Source organism: Ensifer sp., from assembly GCF_031989085.1.
Taxonomy (GTDB): domain Bacteria; phylum Pseudomonadota; class Alphaproteobacteria; order Rhizobiales; family Rhizobiaceae; genus Ensifer.
In genome coordinates this window covers 837,167-860,214 of sequence record NZ_DALZXU010000002.1, presented here as the reverse complement: position 1 = coordinate 860,214, position 23,048 = coordinate 837,167, and the positions used below count along the sequence as shown (strand labels likewise).

At 63.8% G+C, this 23,048-nt stretch carries 16 protein-coding genes; 5 read left to right on the top strand and 11 right to left on the bottom strand.

The window, feature by feature from the left end:
• Nucleotides 1–4: 4 nt before the first annotated feature.
• The 5 genes from RTP54_RS16740 to RTP54_RS16720 form a co-directional block, all read right to left on the bottom strand.
• Nucleotides 5–1,714 carry an ABC transporter permease gene (locus RTP54_RS16740; protein WP_112807817.1) on the bottom strand — a complete coding sequence of 570 codons (1,710 nt, stop codon included), beginning with the start codon at nt 1,712–1,714 and terminating at the stop codon, nt 5–7.
• A gap of 212 nt (nt 1,715–1,926) precedes the next feature.
• On the bottom strand, nt 1,927–3,246 hold the full coding sequence (locus RTP54_RS16735; protein ID WP_112817716.1) for an extracellular solute-binding protein: 1,320 nt from the start codon (nt 3,244–3,246) through the stop codon (nt 1,927–1,929).
• Between the two features lie 260 nt (nt 3,247–3,506).
• On the bottom strand, nt 3,507–4,847 hold the full coding sequence (locus RTP54_RS16730) for a sigma-54 dependent transcriptional regulator (protein WP_312364269.1): 1,341 nt from the start codon (nt 4,845–4,847) through the stop codon (nt 3,507–3,509).
• Nucleotides 4,844–6,760 carry an ATP-binding protein gene (locus RTP54_RS16725; protein ID WP_312364267.1) on the bottom strand — a complete coding sequence of 639 codons (1,917 nt, stop codon included), beginning with the start codon at nt 6,758–6,760 and terminating at the stop codon, nt 4,844–4,846. The genes RTP54_RS16730 and RTP54_RS16725 overlap by 4 nt, the downstream gene beginning before the upstream one ends.
• Nucleotides 6,748–8,097 carry an extracellular solute-binding protein gene (locus RTP54_RS16720; RefSeq protein WP_312364265.1) on the bottom strand — a complete coding sequence of 450 codons (1,350 nt, stop codon included), beginning with the start codon at nt 8,095–8,097 and terminating at the stop codon, nt 6,748–6,750. Before RTP54_RS16720 ends, RTP54_RS16725 begins: the two co-directional genes overlap by 13 nt.
• A 502-nt stretch (nt 8,098–8,599) precedes the next feature.
• On the opposite strand from RTP54_RS16720, the gene RTP54_RS16715 reads away from it, so the two are divergent.
• On the top strand, nt 8,600–10,414 hold the full coding sequence (locus RTP54_RS16715) for an ABC transporter ATP-binding protein (RefSeq protein ID WP_112807827.1): 1,815 nt from the start codon (nt 8,600–8,602) through the stop codon (nt 10,412–10,414).
• Nucleotides 10,415–10,491: 77 nt separating this feature from the next.
• Here the strand turns inward: RTP54_RS16715 and RTP54_RS16710 are convergent, their stop codons facing one another.
• The 4 genes from RTP54_RS16710 to RTP54_RS16695 all read right to left on the bottom strand — a co-directional run bounded on the left by RTP54_RS16710 (nt 10,492) and on the right by RTP54_RS16695 (nt 15,120).
• Nucleotides 10,492–11,715 (bottom strand): TIGR03862 family flavoprotein, encoded by a 1,224-nt coding sequence (locus RTP54_RS16710; protein ID WP_312364262.1) that lies wholly within the window; start codon nt 11,713–11,715, stop codon nt 10,492–10,494.
• Between the two features lie 81 nt (nt 11,716–11,796).
• Complete coding sequence (locus tag RTP54_RS16705; RefSeq protein WP_312364260.1) at nt 11,797–12,870, bottom strand: amino acid ABC transporter permease; 1,074 nt, start codon at nt 12,868–12,870, stop codon at nt 11,797–11,799.
• Nucleotides 12,867–14,057: an ABC transporter permease subunit gene (locus tag RTP54_RS16700; protein ID WP_312364258.1), complete on the bottom strand. Its 1,191-nt coding sequence runs from the start codon at nt 14,055–14,057 to the stop codon at nt 12,867–12,869. The genes RTP54_RS16705 and RTP54_RS16700 overlap by 4 nt, the downstream gene beginning before the upstream one ends.
• 19 nt (nt 14,058–14,076) lie before the next feature.
• Complete coding sequence (locus tag RTP54_RS16695) at nt 14,077–15,120, bottom strand: amino acid ABC transporter substrate-binding protein (RefSeq protein ID WP_112817710.1); 1,044 nt, start codon at nt 15,118–15,120, stop codon at nt 14,077–14,079.
• A 164-nt stretch (nt 15,121–15,284) separates the two neighbouring features.
• Here RTP54_RS16695 and RTP54_RS16690 point away from each other — a divergent pair, with 164 nt between their 5' ends.
• The gene (locus tag RTP54_RS16690) at nt 15,285–15,863 is read left to right on the top strand and encodes a hypothetical protein (protein WP_312364255.1); all 579 of its coding nucleotides are present in this window, start codon (nt 15,285–15,287) and stop codon (nt 15,861–15,863) included.
• 33 nt (nt 15,864–15,896) lie between these two features.
• Complete coding sequence (locus RTP54_RS16685; protein WP_312364253.1) at nt 15,897–16,949, top strand: DUF930 domain-containing protein; 1,053 nt, start codon at nt 15,897–15,899, stop codon at nt 16,947–16,949.
• A 46-nt stretch (nt 16,950–16,995) separates the two neighbouring features.
• Here the strand turns inward: RTP54_RS16685 and RTP54_RS16680 are convergent, their stop codons facing one another.
• Nucleotides 16,996–19,806, bottom strand: a complete 2,811-nt coding sequence (locus RTP54_RS16680) for an autotransporter domain-containing protein (RefSeq protein ID WP_312364251.1) — start codon at nt 19,804–19,806, stop codon at nt 16,996–16,998.
• A gap of 319 nt (nt 19,807–20,125) precedes the next feature.
• On the opposite strand from RTP54_RS16680, the gene RTP54_RS16675 reads away from it, so the two are divergent.
• Together RTP54_RS16675 and RTP54_RS16670 are read left to right on the top strand one after the other, a co-directional pair.
• Nucleotides 20,126–21,181, top strand: a complete 1,056-nt coding sequence (locus RTP54_RS16675) for a P1 family peptidase (RefSeq protein ID WP_312364250.1) — start codon at nt 20,126–20,128, stop codon at nt 21,179–21,181.
• A 25-nt stretch (nt 21,182–21,206) separates the two neighbouring features.
• Nucleotides 21,207–22,073 (top strand): D-amino-acid transaminase, encoded by an 867-nt coding sequence (locus tag RTP54_RS16670; RefSeq protein ID WP_112807841.1) that lies wholly within the window; start codon nt 21,207–21,209, stop codon nt 22,071–22,073.
• Nucleotides 22,074–22,130: 57 nt separating this feature from the next.
• Here RTP54_RS16670 and RTP54_RS16665 read toward each other — a convergent pair whose 3' ends face one another.
• Nucleotides 22,131–23,033 carry a LysR substrate-binding domain-containing protein gene (locus RTP54_RS16665; RefSeq protein ID WP_312364248.1) on the bottom strand — a complete coding sequence of 301 codons (903 nt, stop codon included), beginning with the start codon at nt 23,031–23,033 and terminating at the stop codon, nt 22,131–22,133.
• Between the last annotated feature and the right edge of the window lie 15 nt (nt 23,034–23,048).

Below are 23,048 nucleotides of genomic sequence, written 5' to 3'. Positions count from 1 at the left end.
AATTCTATTTCGTCACGCCGAGCGCCTTCTGGCGGCGCTCGATGACGTAGTGCGAGAGCAGGGTGCAGAGCGCGACCATGATCACGGCGATGACGCCGAGGGCAGCGCCCGGGCCACGACCCGCCGGCGATTGCATGAAGACGTAGAGCCCGTAGGCGATCGGTGCGTCCGAGTTGCTCTGGATCAGCATCAGGGTTGCCGACAACTCGACGGCCGCCGTCGAGAAGCTGGTGACGAAGCCGGCGAGCAGGCCGCCCGTCATCAGCGGCAGGACGATGCGCCGGATCGTCCGCTGCTTGGTGGCGCCGAGGTTCTCGGCCGCCTCTTCCAGCGATTCCGACACCTGCTGCAGGGCAGCGTAGCAGGCCCTGAGCGCATAGGGCAGGCGGCGGATGGCAAGCGCAAGCACCACCATCACCCAGAGGGTTGCAAGCGGCGTACCGTCGGGCAGCGTGATGCCGTAGAACGTCCTGAGATAGCCGATGCCGAGCACGACGCCGGGGATGGCGAGTGCTGCCGTTGCTGCCCAGTCGAGCCAGCGGCGGCCGACGACCTTGGTGCGCAGCACGAGATAGGCAATCGCGCCGCCGATGACCACGTCGATCAGGCCGGCAAGGCTGGCATAGATCAGCGTGTTCTTGATGTAGAGCGAACTCTCGCCGAAGACGCGGCCGTAATGGGCGACCGTATAGGCATCGGGAAGCGGGCTGAACGACCAGACGGTCGCAAGCGACAGCAGCAAAAGGCCGATATGCGGCGACAGCACGAGCAGCAGGATCAGGCCGACGACGCCATAGGCAATGACGCTTTCGCCGCGGCTGAGCTTGCGGCGGGAAAGGCCGCCGCCACCGCGCTGCGTCGTCGAATAATCCTTGCCGCGCATGGCGACGGCTGACAGCCACATGGCGAAGATCGAGACCGCGATCAGGATGACCGAGATGACGTAGCCCATGGGGTCGGTGAGGCCGACCGAGGTAACGCGCAGGTAAGCCTGCGGCGCCAGCATGTCCTTGACGTTGAGAAGCAGCGGTGTCGCCAGGTCGTCGAAAACCTTGACGAAGACCAGTGAGGCGCCGGCGAGGTAGCCGGGCATGGCCAGCGGGAAGACGATGCGGCGAAACAGCCGGACGCCCGACGAGCCGAGGTTCTGGGCGGCTTCCTCCATCGAGCGGTCGATGTTGCGCAGGCTGGTCGACAGGTTGATGAGGATGAAGGGGAAATAGTGCAGCGACTGCACGAAGATCACGCCGTTCAGCCCTTCCATGAAGGGAATGCGGATGCCGAACCAGTCGTTGAGGATCAGGTTGACGGTGCCGTTGCGGCCGAAGAGCAGCTGCATGGCGACCGCTCCGACGAAGGGCGGCATGATCAGCGGCACGAAACCGAGCGTCTGGATGATCAGCGAGCCCCGGAAATCGAAGCGGGTGGTCAGGACCGCCAGCGGGAGCGCGATGGCGCTCGCCCAGACGACCGACATGCCGGAGACGTAGACGGAATTGAAGAACGAGCGCCGGAACAGGTCCGTGTTGAAGAAATCGACGAAGTTCACGATCGTCAGCGCACCGGTGCCCTTCTCGGTGAAGGCGGTGTAGATGACCGTTCCGGCCGGGATGATCAGGAAGATTGCAAGGAAAAGCGCGATCAGCGCGATTGCGAAGATCTGTCCGGGCTTGGCCGAGACGCGTCTTATGGGAATGGATTGAACGAGCGCCATGGGCGGACTCCGGATTGTGATCGACAAGCCTGATGCGCCTTGCTCGCCCCGCGCTTCAGGATCGCGAGGGCGCAACAACGCTCGCTGCTGCACGATGGCTCCCGGACCGGTTCGGTCCGCAAGAGCCGCCAGGCAGGCGCGTCAGGCTTGGCGAAGGCAAATGTTTTCGGGAATGGCCGCCCGCGGATAGCAGGCGGCCCCTTGAGCCGGTGTTAGTCGACGAGGGCGAGCGCCTCTTCGGCCTTGGCCTTGGCAGCGGCGTACTTCTCGCTCGCAAAGGCAGCCCACTTCTGCTCGAGCTCGGCCTGGCGGGCGGTCTTTTCCTCGCCGCCGGTAAAGGCGTCGCGGACCTGCTGGCTGGCCGCTTCTTCCGCCGTGATCGGCATCGCGGCGATCAGCGCGTGGGCTTCCGTCAACAGTGCGCGGGCGGCTGCCTGCTCGTTGGCGGCAACGGCCTTTTCCGCTTCGTGGATCGCCTTGGTCGCGCCCTTGATGTTGTCGAGCTGGAACGAGATCAGCTGATCGTAGAGCGTATCGACGACATCGGTGCGCTTCTTCGAAACGTCGCTGTCAAACGTGATCATCGACTGGAAGCGCGGGTCCTTGAAGGGGTTCGGGAAGCCTTCAGGCGCCTTTTCGTAGAGGGCAGGGTTGATCGGCAGGCGACGGATCGCCGGCTCGAGCAGGACGGCCTGGCCCTTTTCCGAAAGCAGGTAGTTGACGAAGGCTTCAGCGCCCGCCTGGTTCGGGGCATTGGCGACGATGCCGATGTTGGCCGGAACGACTGTTGTGACCGACGGATAGGCAAAGGAAACGGGGAAGCCGCTTGCCTGCGCCGAGAAGGCAAAGAAGTCGATGACGATGCCGATGCCGGTCTGGCCGGAGTTGACGGCGTCAGGAACGCCGAAGGAGCGCTCGGTCACTTGCTGCAGGTTGCCGCCGATGCCCTTCAGCGTCGCCCAGCCCTTGTCCCAGCCTTCGCCCTGCAGGATCGTCTCGATCGTCAGATGGGTCGTGCCCGAACGCGAGGGAGCTGCGATCGCGATGTGGTCGTGGTATTCCGGCTTGGTCAGGTCGCTCCACTCGACCGGCTTCGGCAGGTCGTTGGCCTCAAGATAACGGTCGTTCGACATGATGCCGTAACCGGACGCGGCAAAGCCGAAGTAGTAGCCGTCCTTGTCGTTGACGGGGTAGGAGCCGACCTTTTCGGGCAGGCCGGTGACCGAAGGCGTGAACTTGGCCAGAAGTTCGCGGCTCTTCAGGCTGTCGAACGCGTCGGGCGCCGATGCCCAGAACAGATCGACCTGGTTGTTCACCTTGGTCTCGTCGATGTACTTGACGCCCGAGCTGGTGCTCTTGTTCTGGACATCAAGGGTAAAGCCGGGATTTGCGGCCTCGAAACCGGCCTTGAACGGATCGGTCACGTCCTTGGAAAACGACGTGACGATCGTGACTTTTCCGCCGTCCTGGGCGTGAACCGTCACAACGAAGGCGGCCGACATCAGCATCGCCGCAGCAATGGTCTTCAACATATAGGTATCTCCTCCCAATAGGGACACCGCTTGTCTGGTGTCCGACCCAATGGGAGCAAGCGCCGTGCCAGTTTGAGAATCCCCGGATACCAGCGATCTTTTCGGCGGAATGGGTAAAAACGGTAACATCTGCCCCAAGGGGCGGGGTCAAACCGGTAACATCAGAGCATTTCCGTTTTGGGCGGAAACACAGAAACGCTCTATGTCCCTGTCTTTATGCATTTCCCGGAAGACCGCTCCGCACTTTTCCTGGAAATGCTCTAGCCGGCGTCGCCATCGGTCTGGGCGGCGATGTCGAACTTGCGCATCTTGAGGTAGAGCGTCTTGCGGGAGATACCGAGCGCATCCGCGGTCGCGCCGATGCGGCCGTCGTTTCGGGCGAGACTATCCAGCAGGATGGCGCGCTCCAGCCGATCCATCTGCACCTCCAGCGTCTCGCCGCTCGCCGTTGGCCGGTCGCCATCGTCGCGATCCTCCAGCCCGAGCACGAAGCGCTCGGCGACGTTGCGCAACTCGCGCACGTTGCCCGGCCATGGCCTGCCATCGAGTTCGGCCAGCAGTTCGGCGCTCACCCGCGGCGGCGTGCGGCCCTGCCTTTTGGCGGCGAGCCCGAGGAAGTGCTGGAACAGGAGGCCGACGTCGCCCTTGCGTTGGGAAAGCGGCGGCAGCTCCACGCGGGCGATGTCGAGACGGTAGGCCAGGTCTTCGCGAAAGTCGCCCTTCCGGGCTGCCGCATGCAGATCCGCCTTGGTTGCCGCCACGACGCGCATGTCGACCGGCAGCTCGACATTGGAGCCGAGCCTTTCGATGACGCGCTCCTGCAGCACGCGCAGCAGCCGCACCTGCGCGGCGAGCGGCATCGATTCGATCTCGTCCAGGAACAGCGTACCGCCATCGGCGTATTCAATCTTGCCGATGCGTTTTTCGCGCGCGCCGGTAAAGGCGCCGGCCTCATGCCCGAAGAGTTCGGATTCAAGCATCGTTTCGGGAATGGCGCCGCAATTGACCGCGACGAACCGCCCCTTGCGGCCGCTGAAGTCGTGGAGCGCGCGCGCCGTCACTTCCTTGCCGGTGCCGGTCTCGCCGATGATGAGGGCATCGGTCGCCGCTGCCGCAATGCGCTTCAGCTTTTCGCGCAGCGCAACAATGGGGGCGGAATGCCCGATCAGCCGCGTTTCCCAGCCATCGTCGTCGACCGACAGCCGCAGCCGCCGGTTTTCGAGCAGCAGGCGGCGATGGTCGCGGGCGCGGCGAACGGTTTCGATGAGATGAACCGGATCGGCGGGCTTTTCCAGAAAGTCCCAGGCGCCGTCGCGCATCGCGCGAAGCGCCATCGGCACGTCGCCATGGCCCGACATCAGGATGATCGGAATATCCTGATCGATCTTGCGCACGGCGGCAACCAGATCGAAGCCGTCATGGTCCGGCATGCGCACGTCGGAGACGATGACGGCGCGGCTGTCGGCGCGCAAGCCTGTCAGCGCCGATGTCACCGAACCATGCGGCGCCACGCTGAAGTCTTCGAGTTCAAGCACCTGGCAGCAGGCTTCAAGCACGCTGGCATCGTCGTCGATCAGGATGATATCCGGGTCCACCGTCATTGCGGGCCTTTCAGGGATACGAGGAACTGCGTTCCGTGCGCACCGGTTTCAAGGATCGTGATCTCGCCGCCGAAGTCCTTGATGATGTTGTAGGAAATGGAAAGGCCGAGCCCGAGGCCGGAGCCGACCGGCTTGGTGGTGAAGAACGGGTCGAAGACCGCGCCAACGTCGTGGGCGGCGATGCCCTCGCCGGTGTCGCCGATGATCAACCGGGCTTCGGCGCCGTTCTGTTCGATAGTCGCGCTGACGCGCCGCTCGGGCCTGTCCCTGATCGCGTCGAGCGCATTGCCGAGAAGATTGACCGCCACCTGTTCGAGCCGCACGGGTTCGGCCATGACCATCACGGGGGCATTGCCGGGCAGGCTCAGTTGCAATTCGACCGCTTCCTCGTCGAAGCGATGTTCCAGCAGGCTCAGCGCATCGCGCACGGCAGCCGTCAAGTCGACGGGCCGCAGCTGCGCGTCCGGACGGCGGGCGAAGCGTCTTATATGGCTGATCTGGTCGGCCATGCGCCCGGTCAGCCCCTTCATCTTGTCGAGATTGCCGACCGCCTGGTCCCCCTTGCCGCGACCGATCAGCGTCGTCGCGCTGTGGATATGCGCCCGGAGGGCGGCCAGCGGCTGGTTGAGCTCATGACCGATGCCGGCCGCCATCTGGCCGAGGGCGGCGAGTTTTGCCGACTGGATCAGTTCGTCGCGTGTCTGGCGGAAGAGCACCAGCGCGTGGGCGAGATCGCCGAGTTCGTCCGCCTCGGCTGCCGGGATCGACGTTGCCGGACGCCCGCTGCTGATCGCGCCGGCAGCGGCCGAAAGAAGCCGGATGCGGGCGAGCAGGTTGCGGTAGACATAGAAGAAGCCGATCGCGCTTGCCAAAAGCACCGAGAGGATGGCGATGGCGACCAGCAGGCTGCGCCCGGTTTCGATTGCGGCGGCGGCGCGTTTGGCTGCCGCTGCGGCGCTGGCCTCGATCGCCACGACCTCGGTTTCGATCCGGCGCGCAAGATCGTCCACAAGCCGCCCGTTCTGGCTGGCAAGCTCCGAGAGTTTCTCCGCCTCGATCATCTCCGAGCGTTTGCGATTGGGAATGCCTGTCGCGACCGCGGACTGGTCGAGAATGCGGTTTGCGAGCTGTCGGACCGTAATGCTGTCGGGCCAGTTTTCCAGGCTGGCGATCCGGCTTGCCAGTTCGTCGGCACTGTCGCCGAGAAACGCGTTGGTTTCCTGGATCTCCTCCTGCGTGGTGGCGTTGACGAGCCGGCCGATCAGACCGGTAGCGAGATTTGCCTGCGATACGGCCGTCAGCAACGCCTCGCTCTTCTGCTGCTCGGCGAGCGCTGCCGCCCCGTCTCCGTTGCGGGTTTCCGCCTCGATGTTGAAGCGGATATCGTCGACGAGCGGGTCGGCTTCCTCGAGCAGGTCCGCCTGGACCCAGCGCAGCTCGTCGATGTCGGAACGCATGGCCTCCCTGAGCGTGAAGCGTTTGCCGGCCGCAAGGTCGATCTTGTCGAGGTTCTCGCCGATCGCTTCGGCAAGCGGCAGGAGCTCGGTCGCATCCGATTTCGTGTCGTTTTCCTTGAGCAGGGCGCGCAAGGTGGTGAGGCGCGCTGCGTAGCTGCTGCGGATCTCGTTGTACTCGGCACGGGTTTCGGCGCCGGCGAGCACCGTCGTGACCGAGCCGATGTCGGCGCCCGCCTTCGACAACCGCGAGGCGAAGGCGAGCTGCGGCATCTGGTCTTCGGCAATGCGGGACAGCTCTCCCGACAACCGCTCGTAGGACAGCCAGCCGACAAGGCAGGCGCCGACGGCGAGCCCGACGATCGCGACGAAGGCGAGGACAAGGCGCGCGCCGATGCCGAAGCGCCAGGGACGCGCACTGGGTGCAGCCGCCGTCGACTGCTGCATCATTGCCGCCATGGCGTCAGCTCTGCTGCTGGTCGTGCGACCGGGGACAGGAGCATTTCCGCCGTTGCCAGATTGCGCTCGATCGTGGCGCGCAGCCTCTGCGTCAGCGCGGTGTGCTTGGGCGAGCGGGCAATGCTGCGCGGCCACTCGGCCTTCAGCGCATCGTCGGCGTTTTCCACTTCGCTTGCCGAAAGCGGCGGGGTGGCGAGCAGGCGCCGGGCTCTTGCCAGCATGCTGCGCTGCTGCGCGTCCTCGATCTCGATCGCTTCCAGATCCGTCACCCTCTTCCAGAGCCGGGCAAGCGTCGCCCGGCGGCGCACGATATAATCGTCGAAGATCAGATTGACGAGACCATAACGGCGCGCCGACAGCGCCGCATCGAAGCCGCTGTATTTCAGCAGCCCGTCGCCGCTCTCCTCGGGCAGCAGTCCCTTGTTGAGATCCGGGTTGACCGGGATGCGGGAGACGGCCGGGAGCAACAGCACCTTCTGTCCTTCTTCGGACAGGACGAAATCGACGAAGCGTTCGGCGGCGGGAACATTGCGCGCCCGCGACAGGATCGCGATGCTCGCCGGCACGAACACCGTGTCGGGCGGCAGGATGAAGACGTTGCCCGCGTCGGCGAATTCGGGCGCATTGGCGAGGAAGTCGATGGTGATGCCGATGCCGAAGCGCCTCTGGGCGACGCCTGAGGCGACACCGAAACTGCGCGCGGTGACGGTCGACAGGTTGCCGCCGAGCTGCGACAGCATTGCCCAGCCCTTTTCCCAGCCATAGGTCTGCAGCAGCGCCTCGACGATCAGATGGGTGGTGCCCGACCGCGACGGCGTGGTGATGCCGATCTGGCCGGAATAGACAGGGTGCAGAAGGTCCTGCCAGCCCTGCGGCACGGGCAGCTTGTTCTGCGCGAGGTAGGACTGGTTGTAGACGAAACCATATCCGGAGAGCGCAAAGCCCAGATAATAGCCCTGCGGATCGTTGACGGGGTAGCCGAACACCTTTTCGGCAGCGCCCGTGTGGCGCGGCGCGATCGGCCGCAATTCGCCGCTGCGCTTCAGGAGTTCGAATGCGTCTGCGGCCGAGGCCCAGAAGATGTCGGCCGGCACATCGGCCTTCTCGATCACGAAGCGCGTCGCACTGGCTGTGTTGCGCTGGACTATCGCCAGGCGAATATCGGGGTTGGCGGTCTCGAATGTCCGCCGGAACGGCTCGAAGAACGATGGCGGGTAGGAGGTGACGATCACCAGTTCCTGCTTTTCGGCCGCTTGCGCGCCGGTGACGAGCATCGCGAAGCCGGCGAAAGCCAGCAGCTGCAACGCCGCAAGAATGACGAAACGGAACTTCAGCACTTCACGTCACCACGGCCGGCGCCAGCTCGTTCCCAACAAAACGGGCGCGGTCCCTCCCTCTTTGTCGGCGTCCCGCCGGGTTGATCCCGCCATCGGCCGACGGCCTACTTGTCTACCAAGTGCGTGTCGCCGTAAACCCCGTCTGGTCGCCATACACTGTTGCAATCGGGCCGCACCGGTTGCGGTTTGGCGGTACGGCTAGATTTCCTCGCTTGGCGGTTGCGGGCGATTCGCCTATAACCCGACTTCCGGCAACAGATCAGGGAGGTTTCAGATGCCAGCTTATTCTTTCTCCCTACGGGGCAGCGTGCAGTTCTGACAACGACGCTGGAGAGCCTCGCTCTTTAGCTGTTTCAAGTCAGTGCCTGTTTCGCTGGCTTTGGTCTTCCCTTCACGCGGAAGCGACCAATCCATGGATGCCGATCGGAAAAAAGTTCCCATTTTCGGCATGTTTCATCGACTACAATTTTGAGGCCAATGCTCCGGGCATTGGGCAATCATTATGGCTTTTACTCGTTTTGCATTGCGCGGCGGTGCGTTCCGCAGCGTTCTCGGTTTCACCTGGGTCCATTGGAAGCGCCAGCCGCTTCGCCTGTCCTTCATCCTCGGCGCCGTCATGCTGTCGACGATCGCCGACGTCTTGACGCCGCTTTACTCAGGCCGACTGGTCGACGCGGTCGTCACCGGTGCTGCTTCCGATCAGGTGGCCTGGGATGCGGCCCTTGCCGCGTTCTGGACGATGACGGCGCTGTCGCTTGGCGCCATCATCTTCCGCCACTTCACCTTCATGGGTGTCGTCGACCTGACGCTGAAGATGATGTCCGATATCGCGTCGGCGGCCTTCTTCCGCATTCAGCGGTTCTCGTCCGACTGGCATGCCAACAGCTTTGCCGGCTCGACGGTCCGCAAGGTGACACGCGGCATGTGGGCGCTCGACCTTTTGAACGACACGTTGCTGATCGCGCTGTTTCCCTCCGTCATCATGCTGGTCGGCTCGACGGCGCTGATGGCCTGGTACTGGCCGATGATGGGTGTGATCATCGGTGTGGGCTCGCTCATCTTCATTGCGGCGACGGTCGTTCTGTCGCTCGGCTATGTCGCGCCGATGGCGCGTCTTGCCAACAGCTGGGACACCAAGCTCGGCGGCTCGCTCGCCGACGCAGTCAGCTGCAACAATGTCGTCAAGGGTTTCGGGGCAGAAGCGCGCGAGGATGCGCGCCTCGTCAAGGTGATCGCCAAGTGGCGGGACCGCACGAGCCGCACCTGGGTGCGCGGCACGGTAAACGGCACCACTCAAGGGGCGCTGCTGCTGGTTCTCAGGGCCGCCGTCATCGGCTTTGCGCTGTTTCTCTGGTCCAAGGGACAGGCAACGGCTGGCGATATCACCTTCGTGCTGACCTCCTTCTTCATCCTGCAGGGGTACCTGCGTGAAGTGGGCATGCACATCCGCAACCTGCAGCGGTCCGTCAACGACATGGAGGAGCTGGTCGATATCCACGCCCAGCCGCTCGGTATCGAAGACAAGGCCGATGCAAAGCCGATCCGCATCACCGACGGCCGCATCGAGTTCAACGATGTGACGTTCCACTATGGCGCCCATCGCAAGCCGCTCTACGATCGGTTTTCGGTCACGATCCCGGCGGGGCAACGCGTCGGGCTTGTCGGTCATTCCGGTTCGGGCAAGACGACCTTCGTCAAGCTGATCCAGCGCCTGCATGACCTGAAGTCGGGGCAGATCCGGATCGACGGTCAGGATATTTCCGGGGTTGCCCAGGCGACGTTGCGCCAGCAGATCGCGATCGTGCAGCAGGAACCGATCCTGTTCCACCGTTCGCTTGCGGAAAACATCGCCTATGCCAGGCCGACGGCGACGCAGGCGGAGATCGAGAAGGCGGCAAAGCTTGCCAGCGCCCACGATTTCATCACCGGCCTGCCGAAAGGTTATGGCACGCTGGTGGGCGAACGTGGCGTCAAGCTGTCGGGCGGCGAGCGCCAGCGCATCGCGATTGCCCGGGCGTTTCTCGCGGATGCGCCGATCCTGATCCTTGACGAGGCTACATCGAGCCTCGATTCGGAATCGGAGGTGCTGATCCAGGAAGCGATGGAGCGGTTGATGCTCGGGCGCACGACGCTGGTGATCGCTCACCGGCTGTCGACCGTGCGCGCGCTCGACCGGCTGCTGGTGTTCAGCCATGGCCGGATTGCGGAAGAGGGCACGCATGAGGCGCTGATCCGCCTCGACGGCGGCATCTACCGCGGCCTGTTCGAACGGCAGGCGCTGGAGCTGACCAAGGGTCTGGTGCTCAACGACAGTTGACGTCGGGTCATGCAAAAGGCTGAAACGCGAGACGCCGGCAACCGCAGTTGCCGGCGTCTCGCGTTTGTCTTGCGCCCCTAGCCGCCGTTTTGCGATTGTTGCAGCCAGGCGTCCATACCGCGCGCGGCGGCGCGGCCGGTGGCGAAACAGGCTGTCAGCAGGTAACCGCCGGTCGGCGCTTCCCAATCGATCATCTCGCCGGCGACGAAAACACCCGGAAGCGCCTTCAGCATGTAGCTCTCATCGACAGCGCTCCAGCGTATGCCGCCGGCCGAAGAAATAGCCTCGGTGATCGGGCGGGGGCGAAGAACCGATATCGGCAAGGCCTTGACGAGGTCGGCAAGGGCCCGCGGCTCGGCGCGTGCCGCATCGGGGGCGATCTCGCGCAACAGCGCCGACTTCACGCCTTCCAGTCCAGCACCCTTGCGCAGCCGATTGGAAAAACTCGCCTTGCCGTCCTGGCGCGCGAGGTCCTTGGCCAATCGTTCGCTGGACCTCCCGGGCGCGAGATCGATCGTCAGTACCGCAGCTCCCTGCGTTGCCAGGCGGTCGCGCAACGCCGCCGCATGCGCATAGACGAGGCTGCCCTCGATGCCGTGCCGTGAGATGACGAACTCACCGGGAATCGTTCCAGCGGCCGACTTTGCCGTCACGGACTTCAGCGCCTCGCCGGCAAAACGCTCCCGGAACTGCTCGCTCCAGGCGACGTCGAAACCGCAGTTTGCCGGGCGGAAATCGGCGATATCGACGTCCTTGCCCTTGAGAGCCGCGAGCCAGCCCGCATCGGACCCGAGCCGCGGATAGCTGGCGCCGCCAAGTGCGAGCAGCGTGGCGTCGCTATGGAAGCTTTTGCGTCCATCCGGGGTCTCGAACGCTAGGACCTGGCCGTCAAACCCCAGCCATCGGTGCCGCGTCAGGATCCGCACCCCTTGCGCTTCCAGTCGTTTGATCCAGGCGCGCAGCAGCGGCGAGGCTTTCATCGCCTTTGGAAAGACGCGTCCGGACGAGCCGACGAAGGTTTCCGTGCCGAGATTGTCCGCCCAGGCGCGCACGTCGGCGGGCGTGAACGCCTCGAGTGCCGTTCGCAACGGCTTCGACGCGGCGCCGAAACGGTCGGCAAAACGTTGGAAATCTTCGGAATGGGTGATGTTGAGCCCGGACTTGCCGGCGAGCAGGAACTTGCGCGCAACGGTCGGCATGCTGTCATAGACCGTCACCGAATGACCCTGCAGGGACAGGATCTCCGCCGCCATCAGCCCGCTCGGCCCGCCGCCGATGATCGCAATTTCGCTTCGTTTCATGCGCCCGCCCGGCATCCGATTCCGTTGCCGCCACTTTTGGCGCGCCAAGGCGTCTCGCGCAAGGCGAAGTCAACGTTCGCCTCAATGGCGGGCGGCGGCATCGAGCCGCTTCTCGAGCCAGATGCTGTAGCGCGAGCCGGTAAAGCAGATGGTGAAATAGGTGAGGGCAGCAAAGACATAGGCTTCCGTGTAGAAGCCGAGCCAGGTCGGATCCGTCGCCGACGTCCGCGCCGCGTTCAAAAGGTCGTAGATGCCGATCACCGCCAGCAGCGACGTGTTCAGCACGATGCCGATCGACAGGTTGACGATGGCCGGGATGACGGCCCGAAGCGCCTGGGGAAGGACGACGAGGCGGATCGTCTGGACATAGCCAAGGCCGAGAGAAAGGGCTGCTTCGCGCTGCCCCAGCGGCACGACCTGCAGCCCTGCGCGAATGACTTCGGCGAGATAGGCCGAAAAGAACAGCGTGACGCCGATCTGTGCCCGCAGCAGCTTGTCGATGGCAGCGCCGCTCGGCAAGGCGAGGGGAACGATCAACATCGCCACATAAAGCACGGCGATCATCGGCACGCCGCGTAGAGTCTCGATGAAGGCGATCGCGAGCGTCCTGACGATGCCCATCTGCGATTGTCGGGCAAGCGCCAGCAGCAGTGCGATCGGAAACGCAAGGGCAAGACCGACGATCGAGACCACCAGAGTGATGGGCAACCCACCCCAATTGTTGGTCGATACCGCAGGCGGCGTCAGCGTTCCGGCCATCAGCAGCCAGCTCAAGATCAGCGCTGCGATCCACAACGGCACCAGTCGCAAGCTCCAGAAGCGGGGCAGCGCCGACAGGACCAGCATGGCAAGCACCACCGCGACGACAAGGGCGGGACGCCATTGCAGGTCGGGCGGATAGAACGCGAAGAGGATGAAGCGCAGCTTGGCACCGATGAAGGCCCAGCACGCGCCCGCGCCGTCGACGGCACAATCCGTTGCCGTTCCCGTCCATACGGCGTCGAAAACGGCCCAGCGGAGCAGGGGCTGCAGGAGCCACACAAAAACGCCGATGGCGGCAAGCGTGACGAGGCTGTTGCCCCAGCCACCGAAGAGGCCGCTTCGCCAGCGGTGCCAGTCGGGTGCGGTTGGGGGCGGTAGTTCGATATGGCTCATCGCCGCGCCTCCCCGCGAAGCACGACGCGACGGTTGTAAATATTCATCAAGGCTGAGACCGAGAGGCTCAAGGTCAGGTAGACCGCAGCGATGATGCAGATCGCTTCGAGCGCCTGGCCGGTGGTGTTGGCGGTGGTGTTGGCGACACTGACGATATCGGGGTAGCCGATGGCGACGGCGAGACTGGAATTCTTGGTGAGGTCAAGGAAGCTCGAGATCATCAGTGGCGTGATGATACGCAACGCCTGCGGCAGGACGATCAGGCGCAGGATCTGCGCCCGGCTCATGCCGAGGGCGCGCGCGGCCTCCCATTGGCCGGGTTTTACCGACTGGATGCCACTGCGCACGATCTCCGAAATCGAGGCGGATGCATTTACGACGAGACCGATCAAAAGTGCGAAGAACTCCGGTGTCAGCGACAGCCCGCCCTTGATGTTGAAGCCGCCCTTGGCCGGAAGATCGATGGTGGCAGCAAGGCCGAAAGACGTAAGCGCGAAAGTGCAGATGACCAGCGAGCCGAGCACGCTCACGGCTGCTTTCGGCATGTAGAACGCAGCACCCGTCAGAAGGCGCCGAGCGAGCGATAGCGACGCATAGGCGGTGAGCAGGATCGCCGGTAGCCAGATCGCCCATGAGAGGCCGTGCAGCGAAACGGACGGGACGTAGACGCCGCGATTGCTGAGATAGACGCTGTCAAGGAAAGCGTAGGCGCCCCGTGGCGGCGGCAGCGCGTGGATGATCGCGCTCCAGAGAAAGAGCTGCAACAACAGCGGCGTGTTGCGCAGCAATTCGACATAGCCATGCACGAAGGTCGCCAATAGCAGGTTGCCGGACAGCCGGGCTATGCCGAGGGCAACGCCGAGGATCGTGGCCAGCACGCAGCCAACGACGGCGATCTTGACGGTGTTGGCAAGGCCGGCCGCAAGCGCGCGGGCATAGGTGTCGCCGGCGGAGTAGGCCAGCACGCTCTCGCCGATTTCGAAATTTGCCTGATGAAAGAGAAAGTCGAACCCGGGCGTGAGACCCATGCGCTGCATGCTGTCGGCGGTGTTTGCGCCGAAAATCGCAAAGATCGCAAGCACACCCGCAAACAGCAGGATCTGTTGAAACGGAAAGGGACCGAGCCAGGTGCGCAGGCGCGAGGGAAATCCGGGCCCGACGGGGCCCGGTTGGTTGATTGGCGTCATCTGAGATACCGGCAACGGCTCAACGGAACGGCGGCGAATAGAGAAGGCCGCCGGCGGTCCAGGGCTGGTTGTAGCCGCGGTCGAAGTTCAGTGGCGTGCCCTTTCCGACGTTGCGATCGAAGATCTCGCCGTAGTTTCCGACCGCCTTGACGATGTTGTAGGCAAACTTCGGATCGAGCCCGATGGCCTCGCCAAGCGACGGATCGACGCCGAGGAAGCGCTTGATGCCCGGGTCTTCGCTGGTGAGGAAGCTGTCGACGTTCTTCTGGGTAATGCCGAATTCTTCGGCCTGGATCGTGGCGTAGACGGTCCAGTTGACGATTTCGAGCCACTTGTCGTCGCCGGCGCGGATGGCCGGTGCCAGCGGCTCCTTCGACAGGCGCTCGGGCAGAAGCACGTAGTCGTCGGGCTTGGAAAGCTGCGTGCGCTTGGCGGCAAGGTCCGTGGCGTCCTGGGTGAGCGCATCGACGCGGCCCGAATCGAGTGCCTTCAGGAATTCGCCGGTCTCCTCGATGGTGACGGGCGTGAAGGTCTTGCCGGTCTTGCGGAAGAAGTCGGCGATGTTGAGCTCGCCCGTTGTCCCGCTCTGTACGCCGATCGTCGCGCCGTCGAGCTCCTCGCCCTTGGCGACGCCGAGGTCCTTGCGCACCAGCAGGCCCTGGCCATCGTAGAAGACCACGGGGCCGAAGTGGAAGCCGAGCTTGAACGCTCTGGTGACCGTCTGGGTCACGCCCGAGAGCAGGATGTCGAATTCGCCCGACTGCAATGCGGGAAGCCGCTGCTGCGGCGATGAGTTGGTGAACTCGACCTTCTCGGCATCGTTGAAGACGGTGACGGCGAGCGCGCGGCCGAAATCGACGAAGAAGCCCTGCCAGCGGCCGCTGCTATCCGGCGTGAAGAAGCCGGGCGTCGTGCCGACGCCGACCTTGATGAGGCCACGCGCCTTGATCTTGTCGAGGGTTTCGCCGGCAAGCGCCGACGACGCGACCAGTGCGGCGGTGAGGGCTGCCGTTACTGCAAATGCTTTTGTGAAAAATCGGCTTCGAGTGGAATTGCGCTGCATGAAGAGGCTCCTGGCCATGATGTTCGTTCGTCGCGCCGCCCCTCAAACCCAGGGCCGCAACTAAGTTAAGTTTTAAATCTATAGAAATTATAGAATAGGGATGAACGTGCTGAATCCGCGCCGTTGCGAGAAGAAATTTCTGATCTGAGTGGAAAATGGCGGCAATGGCAGCGCAGATGCGAAACGGACGCCAGATCGGACGAAACCAGTTAGTCCCGGTGCGACGCAGACGGCATTGGTCTTCGCATTCTCGCGGCGAAGGTCTTGCCCGGTCCTCTCGACGCAGCAATACAGGCCAGGATGCCGGGAACGAAGAGCAACAGAGCCAGGCCCTCCGCGCAAAAATACGTCCAACCGACGATTGCCAATCCAATGACCCCGAGGATCGGCCGCCTGACGACGCAGATGAGCCAGACAGAGCAGATCATCGCGAGCGCCATGACCGGCACGCCGACCAGGAAAATGAAGAGCAACTGTCCAATCTCCACCTGGACCTCTCGCGCGCGCCGTCAGGCTATTTGCTGTTTTCATTTGCCGAGCCCGGCCATGCAATAATTTCGCCAGAGTCTGGCGACACCAAGAGCGCTTCTTTTTTAAACGGATGCATTTTGCCGGAAGGAATTTCGGCCGCCCCTGTGTCGGATGGCTTGAGTGCTGGAGCGGATAGCCCTGCGCCATCCTTCGTGTGGAACGGCCGTTTGGAGCCAACAGAATCGCTTCCGTTTAGAAATGAAGCGCTCTAGCGTCCATCCCCGTGGTCCATTATCTCGTAACCGATGCAGCTGTTTTCCGAAAAATGGTGGGAGAAGATCCGATGGGGTGCGCCGGTCTCGGTGGGGCTGCATCTGCTTGTGATCGTTCTCTTGCTGTTTCGCTTGCCGGAGGAAACGCCCAAGCCTCCGGGTGAAGAGAGCGTCAACGTCGAAATCGTACCGCCGCCGCAGCCAAAGCAGCAGGAAAAGACAAAAGAGCAGGCACAGCCAAAGAAAGAGCAACCCAAGAAGGAGCAGCCGAAGAAAGAGCAGCCGAAGCCGCAGCCGGCACCTGCCCGACAGCAGCCGCAGGCCTTCGAATCGGCCGCAGCCAAGACGGAGCAGAAGGCCAAGGCCGCCGACCTTCCGCCGACCGCCAAGGCTGAAAAAAAAGACGTGACAGACGAGGCCGAGAAGGCCGCCGCCGCGGCTGCGGCGGCTGCGGAGAAGGCTGCGAAGGAAGAGGCGAAGGCGCGGGCGCGGCCCGAGGCCGAAAAGCCAACGCCTGAGCAACTCGCCGTTCTTTCAAGTGCCGCCAATGGCGACAAGCGCACCGCCGAAAACAAGGCGAGTGCTGAGACGCAAGCCGAAAAATCGGTGCCGAAGACCGATCCGGTGCCGGCGCGCAAACCAGTCGATGACAGGAAAAAGGCCGATGCGACCGAAGGCAAGGCCGAGGCGAAGGCCAAGCTGCCGGCAGACCGCTTCGTTGAGGCGAAGGAGCTGTTCTCGGCAAAATCGATCGCCGACCCGCGCGTCAAGCAGGCGATGGGCCAACTGCCGGTGAAGAAGCGCATCCTGCAGCTCTGCAGCATCGAGGCGCTGGAGCAGATCCGCAACCAGCGACCGGAGGATTTTCCCGATATGCTGGTGCCTTTCGGCCCATCCGGCGGCTTTATTGGCAAGGACCAGATCGATGCGAGCGGCGGCGCCTACCGCAGCAAGGGCGACTGGCACGACGTCAACTTCAAGTGCAAGGTCAACCTTGATACGGTCGAGGTCGTGTCGTTCAGCTACGCCATCGGCGGGATCGTTCCGAAGGCGTCCTGGCAGCAGCGCCGTCTGCCGCTGAATTGATCCGGTTCGCCGGCACGGCGTAGGCGTGATCCCTGCCGCAACGTTGTCAGAAGCGGATGGCGAGATCGGCCCTGACGCCGTGATCCCTTGCTGTCGATGCGATCTGCCCCTGATAGGAGATGCCGAGCGTCGCTTCTCGGGTGATGGCGACCTCGACGCCGGCCTCCAGAACGACGTTGTCGCGGGCAAGCGGCGCGCCGGTGACGGAGAAGGCTTCGCTGCCCGAGAGCGCCTGGGCAACACCGGGCGTGACATCTCCAAGGGCGTGTCGCCAGCCGATGAGGCCGCGCGCTGTCGCCTTTGCGTCGCCAAAGTCGAAATCGGTCGAGGCGCGCAGGCCGAGCGTGGTGAATGTCATGTCGTGCGAGCTACCACGAACGGAAAGCGCCGCGGCGCCGCCTTTCTCTGAAAAGTCGCTGGTGTCGACGTTGACGAAAGCGAGGCTTGCGAAGGGCTCGAAGGCGATGTTTCCGGCGGCCATGCCGTAGCCAAGTTCGCCGAACAACTGTGCCGTGCCGGCGCTGTAATCGCCCGTCAGGCTGTCGGTCAGAGCCGGCGATGCGACGACGCGACGGCTGTCGATCTCGCTCCAGGTATAGGCAAGGCCGGAGCGGAACGACAAGGCCTCCCAGGCTCGACCGCCATAGATGCCGAGATGATAATTGTCGCTCGAGGTCGATGACTTGAGGTCGTCGACCTCGATGTTGGAATGACTGTAGCCGGCAAGGAAGCCGAGCCGCCACTCGTCGCTGGCCATGCCATCGATCCCGGCGACGAAACCGCCAGTGGAACGAGACAGCGCGGCGGCGTTGCCGTCGCCGTCGATGTCACTCCAGGAGCCGAAGGCCGAGCTCCAGGCACCATAACGCTCCGCCGCGATCGATGCCGTCGTGATACTGTCGGTGCCATTGGCACCGATTGTCACAGGCAGGGCGTCGGCGCCGACGGTTTCAAAGGCCGAACGCAGCCGGTCGTTCATCTGGTTGCCGATGAGCTGGCTGCTCTCCATCAGGCCGCTCACGGTCGCGCCGTAGACTTCGCCTGGCAACTGCCCGAACAGTTCGGCCGCCGCGTCGCCGTCCAGCGTCATGGCGAGATCGTGAAGCAGCCCGCCGATCCCCAGCCTCTCGACGGCTGTGGCAGCCGCGACACCGTTGCGGGTGGCCGCAACGCTTGCGAACGCCAGGTCGTTGCGGACGACATCGAGATAGACGTTCTCAGGATCATAGGAAAGCGACAGGTCGAGAAAGGCGTAGCAACCGCAGTCTTCTGCGAAACGACCGCTGACGCCGCCAAGCGCAGACAGGATCGTGTGGCGGCTGTCGCCCTTGTAGCTGCCCGGCGCGACCCGCACGGCGACCTCGCCTCCCTCGATGACAGCCTCGCCAAGAACGTCGAGGCGGCTTGTGCCCTGCGGCGCTTCAAGATGAACGAGCAGTCCGGAGCCTTCACGCTGCCGATAATCGCCGTTGACGGTGAGAGTGCCGCCGACGTACCCAAAACCGGCGATTACCGCGCCGGCATTGTCCACATCGCCATGGATGACACCGTTGCCGGAAAGGGTGCCGTTCCACTCGATAAAGGTGTTGGAGGCGATGCTGCCGCCAATGGCGAGAGCGCCGCCTTTAACAGACGTTGCGCCCTGGTATGTGCTGTCGCCTGCCAAGATCAGGACGCCGTCGCCCGACTTGATCAGCCCTCCCGCGCCGGTGATGTCGTTCGACCAGACGCTCTGCCCGTCCTCGATCGCCGCCTGAAAATCACCCCAGTCGAATTTGCCCGGGCCGCGCACCGCCCAGCCGGCGCTGACCATGCCATAGCCGAAAATAGGGTCCACGCCGGGGTCGCCGTAGTCGGTCGCTGTGCCCAGCAGCACCTGCCTCACCTGGTCCATGGTCATATAGGGGAAAGCCTGTGCGACCAACGCCGCCGCGCCTGCGACGAAAGGCGCTGCGAGCGATGTGCCGAACTCTCTGACATATCCACCTCCTGTCGCGGCTACCATGATGTTGTCCTGCGGGTTGACCCACTCCCATTCCCCTTTTTCCGCGTTCCATCGTTCGGCGTCTGCGCCGCCGGGCGCCGCGAGGCACCAGTTCATGGCCACCCCGCAACCGTTCGACCAATACGGCATGTCCGAAGGACCTGCTGCCACCACCGCCAGCCACCCCCGTTCCAGCTCCGGAAAAAGATAGGGAAGACCGGCGTGCCACGAAGGCTGGGCCGCCCCATCGTTGGCTGCACCGAATATGATCAACGCATCGTGCGCGACCGCGTAGCGGTAGGTAGCCAGGTCTCCTGGCCGCCACGCCTCGAAATCCGCGGCCGTAAATTCCAGAATCGAGCCCAAGCCGTAGCTGTTGTTGATGATTTTCACGCCCTGATCGACGAGCTTGCGAATGCCGTATTCGGCCGCGCGGTCATCGATGTATCCAAGCTCATGGAAGGCGCCCACCTGAACGATAGAGGCGCCAGGAGCAATGCCGTGCATGCCGACCCCATCACGATTGGCGGCGATGATGGAAGCAACCGCGGTGCCGTGGCCGTCCAGGTCGAGATACCACGGTTTTGATGGATCGTAGGTCACGCCTTCCCCGTAGCGTCCAGCGAACTCCGGGTGAGTGATGTCCAGTCCGGTGTCGACCACGCCGACCTTGATCCCGCGGCCATCGTAACCGAGCGTGTAGGCGTACTCCGCATGAACCGCGGCCAATCCCCACTGGGCGGTGAACTCCGGCGTCCGCCATGTCTGCGGATCTCGAGGGTCGCCGACGGCCTGTGCGAGCGACAGGGAGGGCAGCACGGTCGACAACATAAATGCGGCAACGCGAATGGCTGTTTGGCGGTTCTTCTTCAAGACAGGTCCTCAAGACCCGACGCGGTGGCGCTTCCGTGGCGCAGGGCATTGAAAGATAACGGAGATTCACGGCGCGGATGGCGCTAGGCTAGTGGCATGGGCGCCGTCAAGAAATACGGCGGATGCCGTATTTCCTCCGCGCGAGATCGCAGTTGCCGGTGCCCGGGCAGACAAACAGCCGAAAACGGCGGGCGTTGCAGGCTTCTCATAAAACTATTCCATTTTTGCGATGCCGTTTTGTCGGCGGCAAGGGTAGGGTCCTTCCGACGAAATGCCTGTTGCGACCTTGAGTGGCGGACAGGGCGGCAACGGGAAACCCATGACAGACGATCAACGCCTGCGACTTCGAGACCTGGGCTTTCGGCCGGGCGTGTATGAAACCGGTGAGTTGAACGCCATCACCGACGTTGAGGGCGTGGCCGTCGGTCACGCGACCCTCGTCGAGGGCGACAGCATCCGCACCGGCGCCACCGCCATCCTTCCCCATCCGGGCAATCTGTTCCAGGACAAGGTGCCGGCGGCGCTCGCGGTGCTCAACGGCTTCGGCAAGTTCGTCGGATCCACCCAGGTCGCCGAACTGGGCGAGCTCGAAACCCCTGTCGTGCTGACCAATACGCTGGCGACCGGGCGGGCGATCGAGGCGATCAACCGCTTCACGCTGGCGCAGCCGGGCAACGAAAAGGTCGTGTCGCTGAATGCGGTGGTCGGCGAAACCAATGACAGCCGATTGAACGATATCCGCGCCGGCCGCCCGACGGTCGAAGAGATCGGCATGGCGCTTGCCGCGGCCAGGCCCGGTCCGGTCGAAGAGGGCGCTGTCGGCGCTGGCACCGGCACGGTCGCTTTCGGCCTCAAGGGCGGGATCGGCACCAGTTCGCGCCGGGTCAAGGCGGCGGGCGAGACCTTTACCGTCGGCGTGCTGGTCCAGTCCAATTATGGCGGCAGGCTGCTGGTCTGCGGCCAGCCTTACGATGCGCCGTCCGGACATGATCGCGATGGCTCGATCGTCATCGTCGTTGCCACCGACGCGCCGTTGTCGGCCCGCAACCTGAAACGGCTGGCCGAACGCGCCTTTGGCGGGCTGTCGCGCACCGGCGCCGCCCTCAGCAACGGGTCCGGCGATTATGCCTTGGCATTCTCGACCGCTGACGCCGTCCGTCGCACGCGGGCGAGGCGGGCCGAGATTGCCAGCTATCCCGACCTGCCGAACGACCTGGTGTCGCCGCTCTTCGAAGCGACGATCGAGGCCGCCGAAGAAGCGATCCTCAATTCGCTGGTCGCCGCACGTTCCATGGGCGGCTTCAACGCCGCCACGGGTAAGCCGAGCTCGGTCGAGGCGATTTCGCTCGACCGGCTGGCAGCCCTCAAGGTCTAATTTTCTTCCCTCAGACGGAGTTCCCATGCCCAACCCGACCGGCCGTATCGTTTACCTGAACGGCGAGTTCGTTTCCGAACATGCGGCGCAACTTTCGGTCTTCGACCGCGGTTTCCTGTTCGGAGACGGCATCTACGAAGTCACCGCCGTGCTCGAAGGCAAGCTCATCGACAGTGCCCTGCACATGGCGCGGCTTGAGCGCTCCGCCCGCGAGATCGACGTGCCGCTTCCAGTCTCGGTTGCCGAGATCGTCGAGATCGAGCGCCGGCTGGTGCGCGACAACAACCTCACCGAGGGCGTCGTCTACCTGCAGCTGACGCGGGGCGCCGAAGATCGCAACTTCCTGTTTTCAGGTGATATCAAGCCGACGCTGCTGCTCTTCACCCAGGTCAAGACGCTGGAGCATGTGGCTGCCGTCGACAAGGGCGTGTCCGTCAAGTCGGTCCCCGACCAGCGCTGGGCGCGACGCGATATCAAGAGCGTGTGTCTCTTACCGCAGGTGATGGCCAAGCGCATCGCCAAGGCCGAGGGCTGTGACGAAGCGTGGATGATCGAGGACGGCTTCGTGACGGAGGGCGCGTCTTCGACCGCCTACATCGTCACCGACGACGGCCGGATCGTGACCCGCGGCAACAGCAATGCCACGCTGCCTGGTTGCACCCGGCTTGCCGCGCTGGAATTGGCGCGCGAGCAGGGGCTGACGGTCGAAGAGCGGCCGTTTACGCTGGACGAGGCGCTTTCCGCCCGCGAGGCCGCGCTGACGAGCGCATCAAACTTCGTCGTGCCGGTGACGCGCATCGACGGCAAGCCGGTCGGCGACGGCAAGCCTGGGCCGATGGTCCGGCGGTTGCGCGAACTTTATCTGGAAAATGCCCGCCGCACGGCGATCTAGTGCTGACAGGACGAAGGCGTGAAGCGCATCCTGACGGGATCCGCTTCATCTCTTCCCTCAGGCGGCAACCGTCTCCTGCGACTGCCAGATGCGCCCGACGACCGGGCGCCGGTTGTCCTTGGCGCGGTAGAGCCGGATTTCCACGCTGATATCCCAGCGTGGGTCGGCGGCGCGCACGAGTGCGCCGGAGGCAAGCTCGGCCACCATCAGGCTTTCCGGCACCCAGGCGATGCCCCAGCCGGCCTCAGCCATCGCCTTCAGGCCGACGGACATGCTGCCTTCATGCACTCGCTGGAACGACGGCAGGTCGGCGCCGACAAGCTCTCCCAGCAATTGCCCGAAGAACGATGACTTTTCGTAGCTGATATGGGGAAAAGGCTTGGTGCCGCCTTCCAGGATGTGCGCGGCCGACCCGTTTTCGTTGGGTGCCGAAACCGGAATGATCTTTTCATGGCCGAGCAGGCGGTGCTCGAACGCCTGGGGGTCGAGCAGCAGCGGCACCTGGGTGTGGGCATAGGTCAGCAGGAAATCACACGAACCGTCGACCAGCGAGTTGAGGTTTTCCTCCATGCTGCCGGAATCCGGGCGCAGCCTGGAGAATATCGGGCCAGCCTTCCTGTTGATCCGGTTCATCCAGTCGGGAAAGAAGGTGAAGGAGAGCGTGTGCAGCGCCGTCACCTTGATCGTCTTGGCGTCCGAGCCCTCTTCCTTCTGCAGGTTGCGTCGGGATTGATAAAGGTGCTGCAGCGTCTCCTGCGCCACCGGCACGAATTTCTGACCCGCTTCGGTCAGCCGCGAAGGGTAGGTGGCGCGGTCGACGAGGCTCGCCCCGACCCAGGCCTCAAGCTGCTTGATCCGGCGGCTGAAGGCGGATTGTGTCACGTTCCGCTCGTCGGCTGCCTTGGAGAAATTGAGCGTGCTCGCCAGTGCCAGAAAGTCTTCGAGCCACTTGATTTCCAAAGCATGCACTCCTGA

Excerpts from the sequence above, each read along its gene's own strand:
- RTP54_RS16740 (WP_112807817.1), bottom strand. The coding sequence starts at position 1,714 with ATGGCGCTCGTTCAATCCATTCCCATAAGACGCGTCTCGGCCAAGCCC.
- RTP54_RS16735 (WP_112817716.1), bottom strand. The coding sequence starts at position 3,246 with ATGTTGAAGACCATTGCTGCGGCGATGCTGATGTCGGCCGCCTTCGTT.
- RTP54_RS16730 (WP_312364269.1), bottom strand. The coding sequence starts at position 4,847 with ATGACGGTGGACCCGGATATCATCCTGATCGACGACGATGCCAGCGTG.
- RTP54_RS16725 (WP_312364267.1), bottom strand. The coding sequence starts at position 6,760 with ATGGCGGCAATGATGCAGCAGTCGACGGCGGCTGCACCCAGTGCGCGT.
- RTP54_RS16715 (WP_112807827.1), top strand. The coding sequence starts at position 8,600 with ATGGCTTTTACTCGTTTTGCATTGCGCGGCGGTGCGTTCCGCAGCGTT.
- RTP54_RS16710 (WP_312364262.1), bottom strand. The coding sequence starts at position 11,715 with ATGAAACGAAGCGAAATTGCGATCATCGGCGGCGGGCCGAGCGGGCTG.
- RTP54_RS16705 (WP_312364260.1), bottom strand. The coding sequence starts at position 12,870 with ATGAGCCATATCGAACTACCGCCCCCAACCGCACCCGACTGGCACCGC.
- RTP54_RS16700 (WP_312364258.1), bottom strand. The coding sequence starts at position 14,057 with ATGACGCCAATCAACCAACCGGGCCCCGTCGGGCCCGGATTTCCCTCG.
- RTP54_RS16695 (WP_112817710.1), bottom strand. The coding sequence starts at position 15,120 with ATGCAGCGCAATTCCACTCGAAGCCGATTTTTCACAAAAGCATTTGCA.
- RTP54_RS16690 (WP_312364255.1), top strand. The coding sequence starts at position 15,285 with ATGGCAGCGCAGATGCGAAACGGACGCCAGATCGGACGAAACCAGTTA.
- RTP54_RS16685 (WP_312364253.1), top strand. The coding sequence starts at position 15,897 with ATGCAGCTGTTTTCCGAAAAATGGTGGGAGAAGATCCGATGGGGTGCG.
- RTP54_RS16675 (WP_312364250.1), top strand. The coding sequence starts at position 20,126 with ATGACAGACGATCAACGCCTGCGACTTCGAGACCTGGGCTTTCGGCCG.
- RTP54_RS16670 (WP_112807841.1), top strand. The coding sequence starts at position 21,207 with ATGCCCAACCCGACCGGCCGTATCGTTTACCTGAACGGCGAGTTCGTT.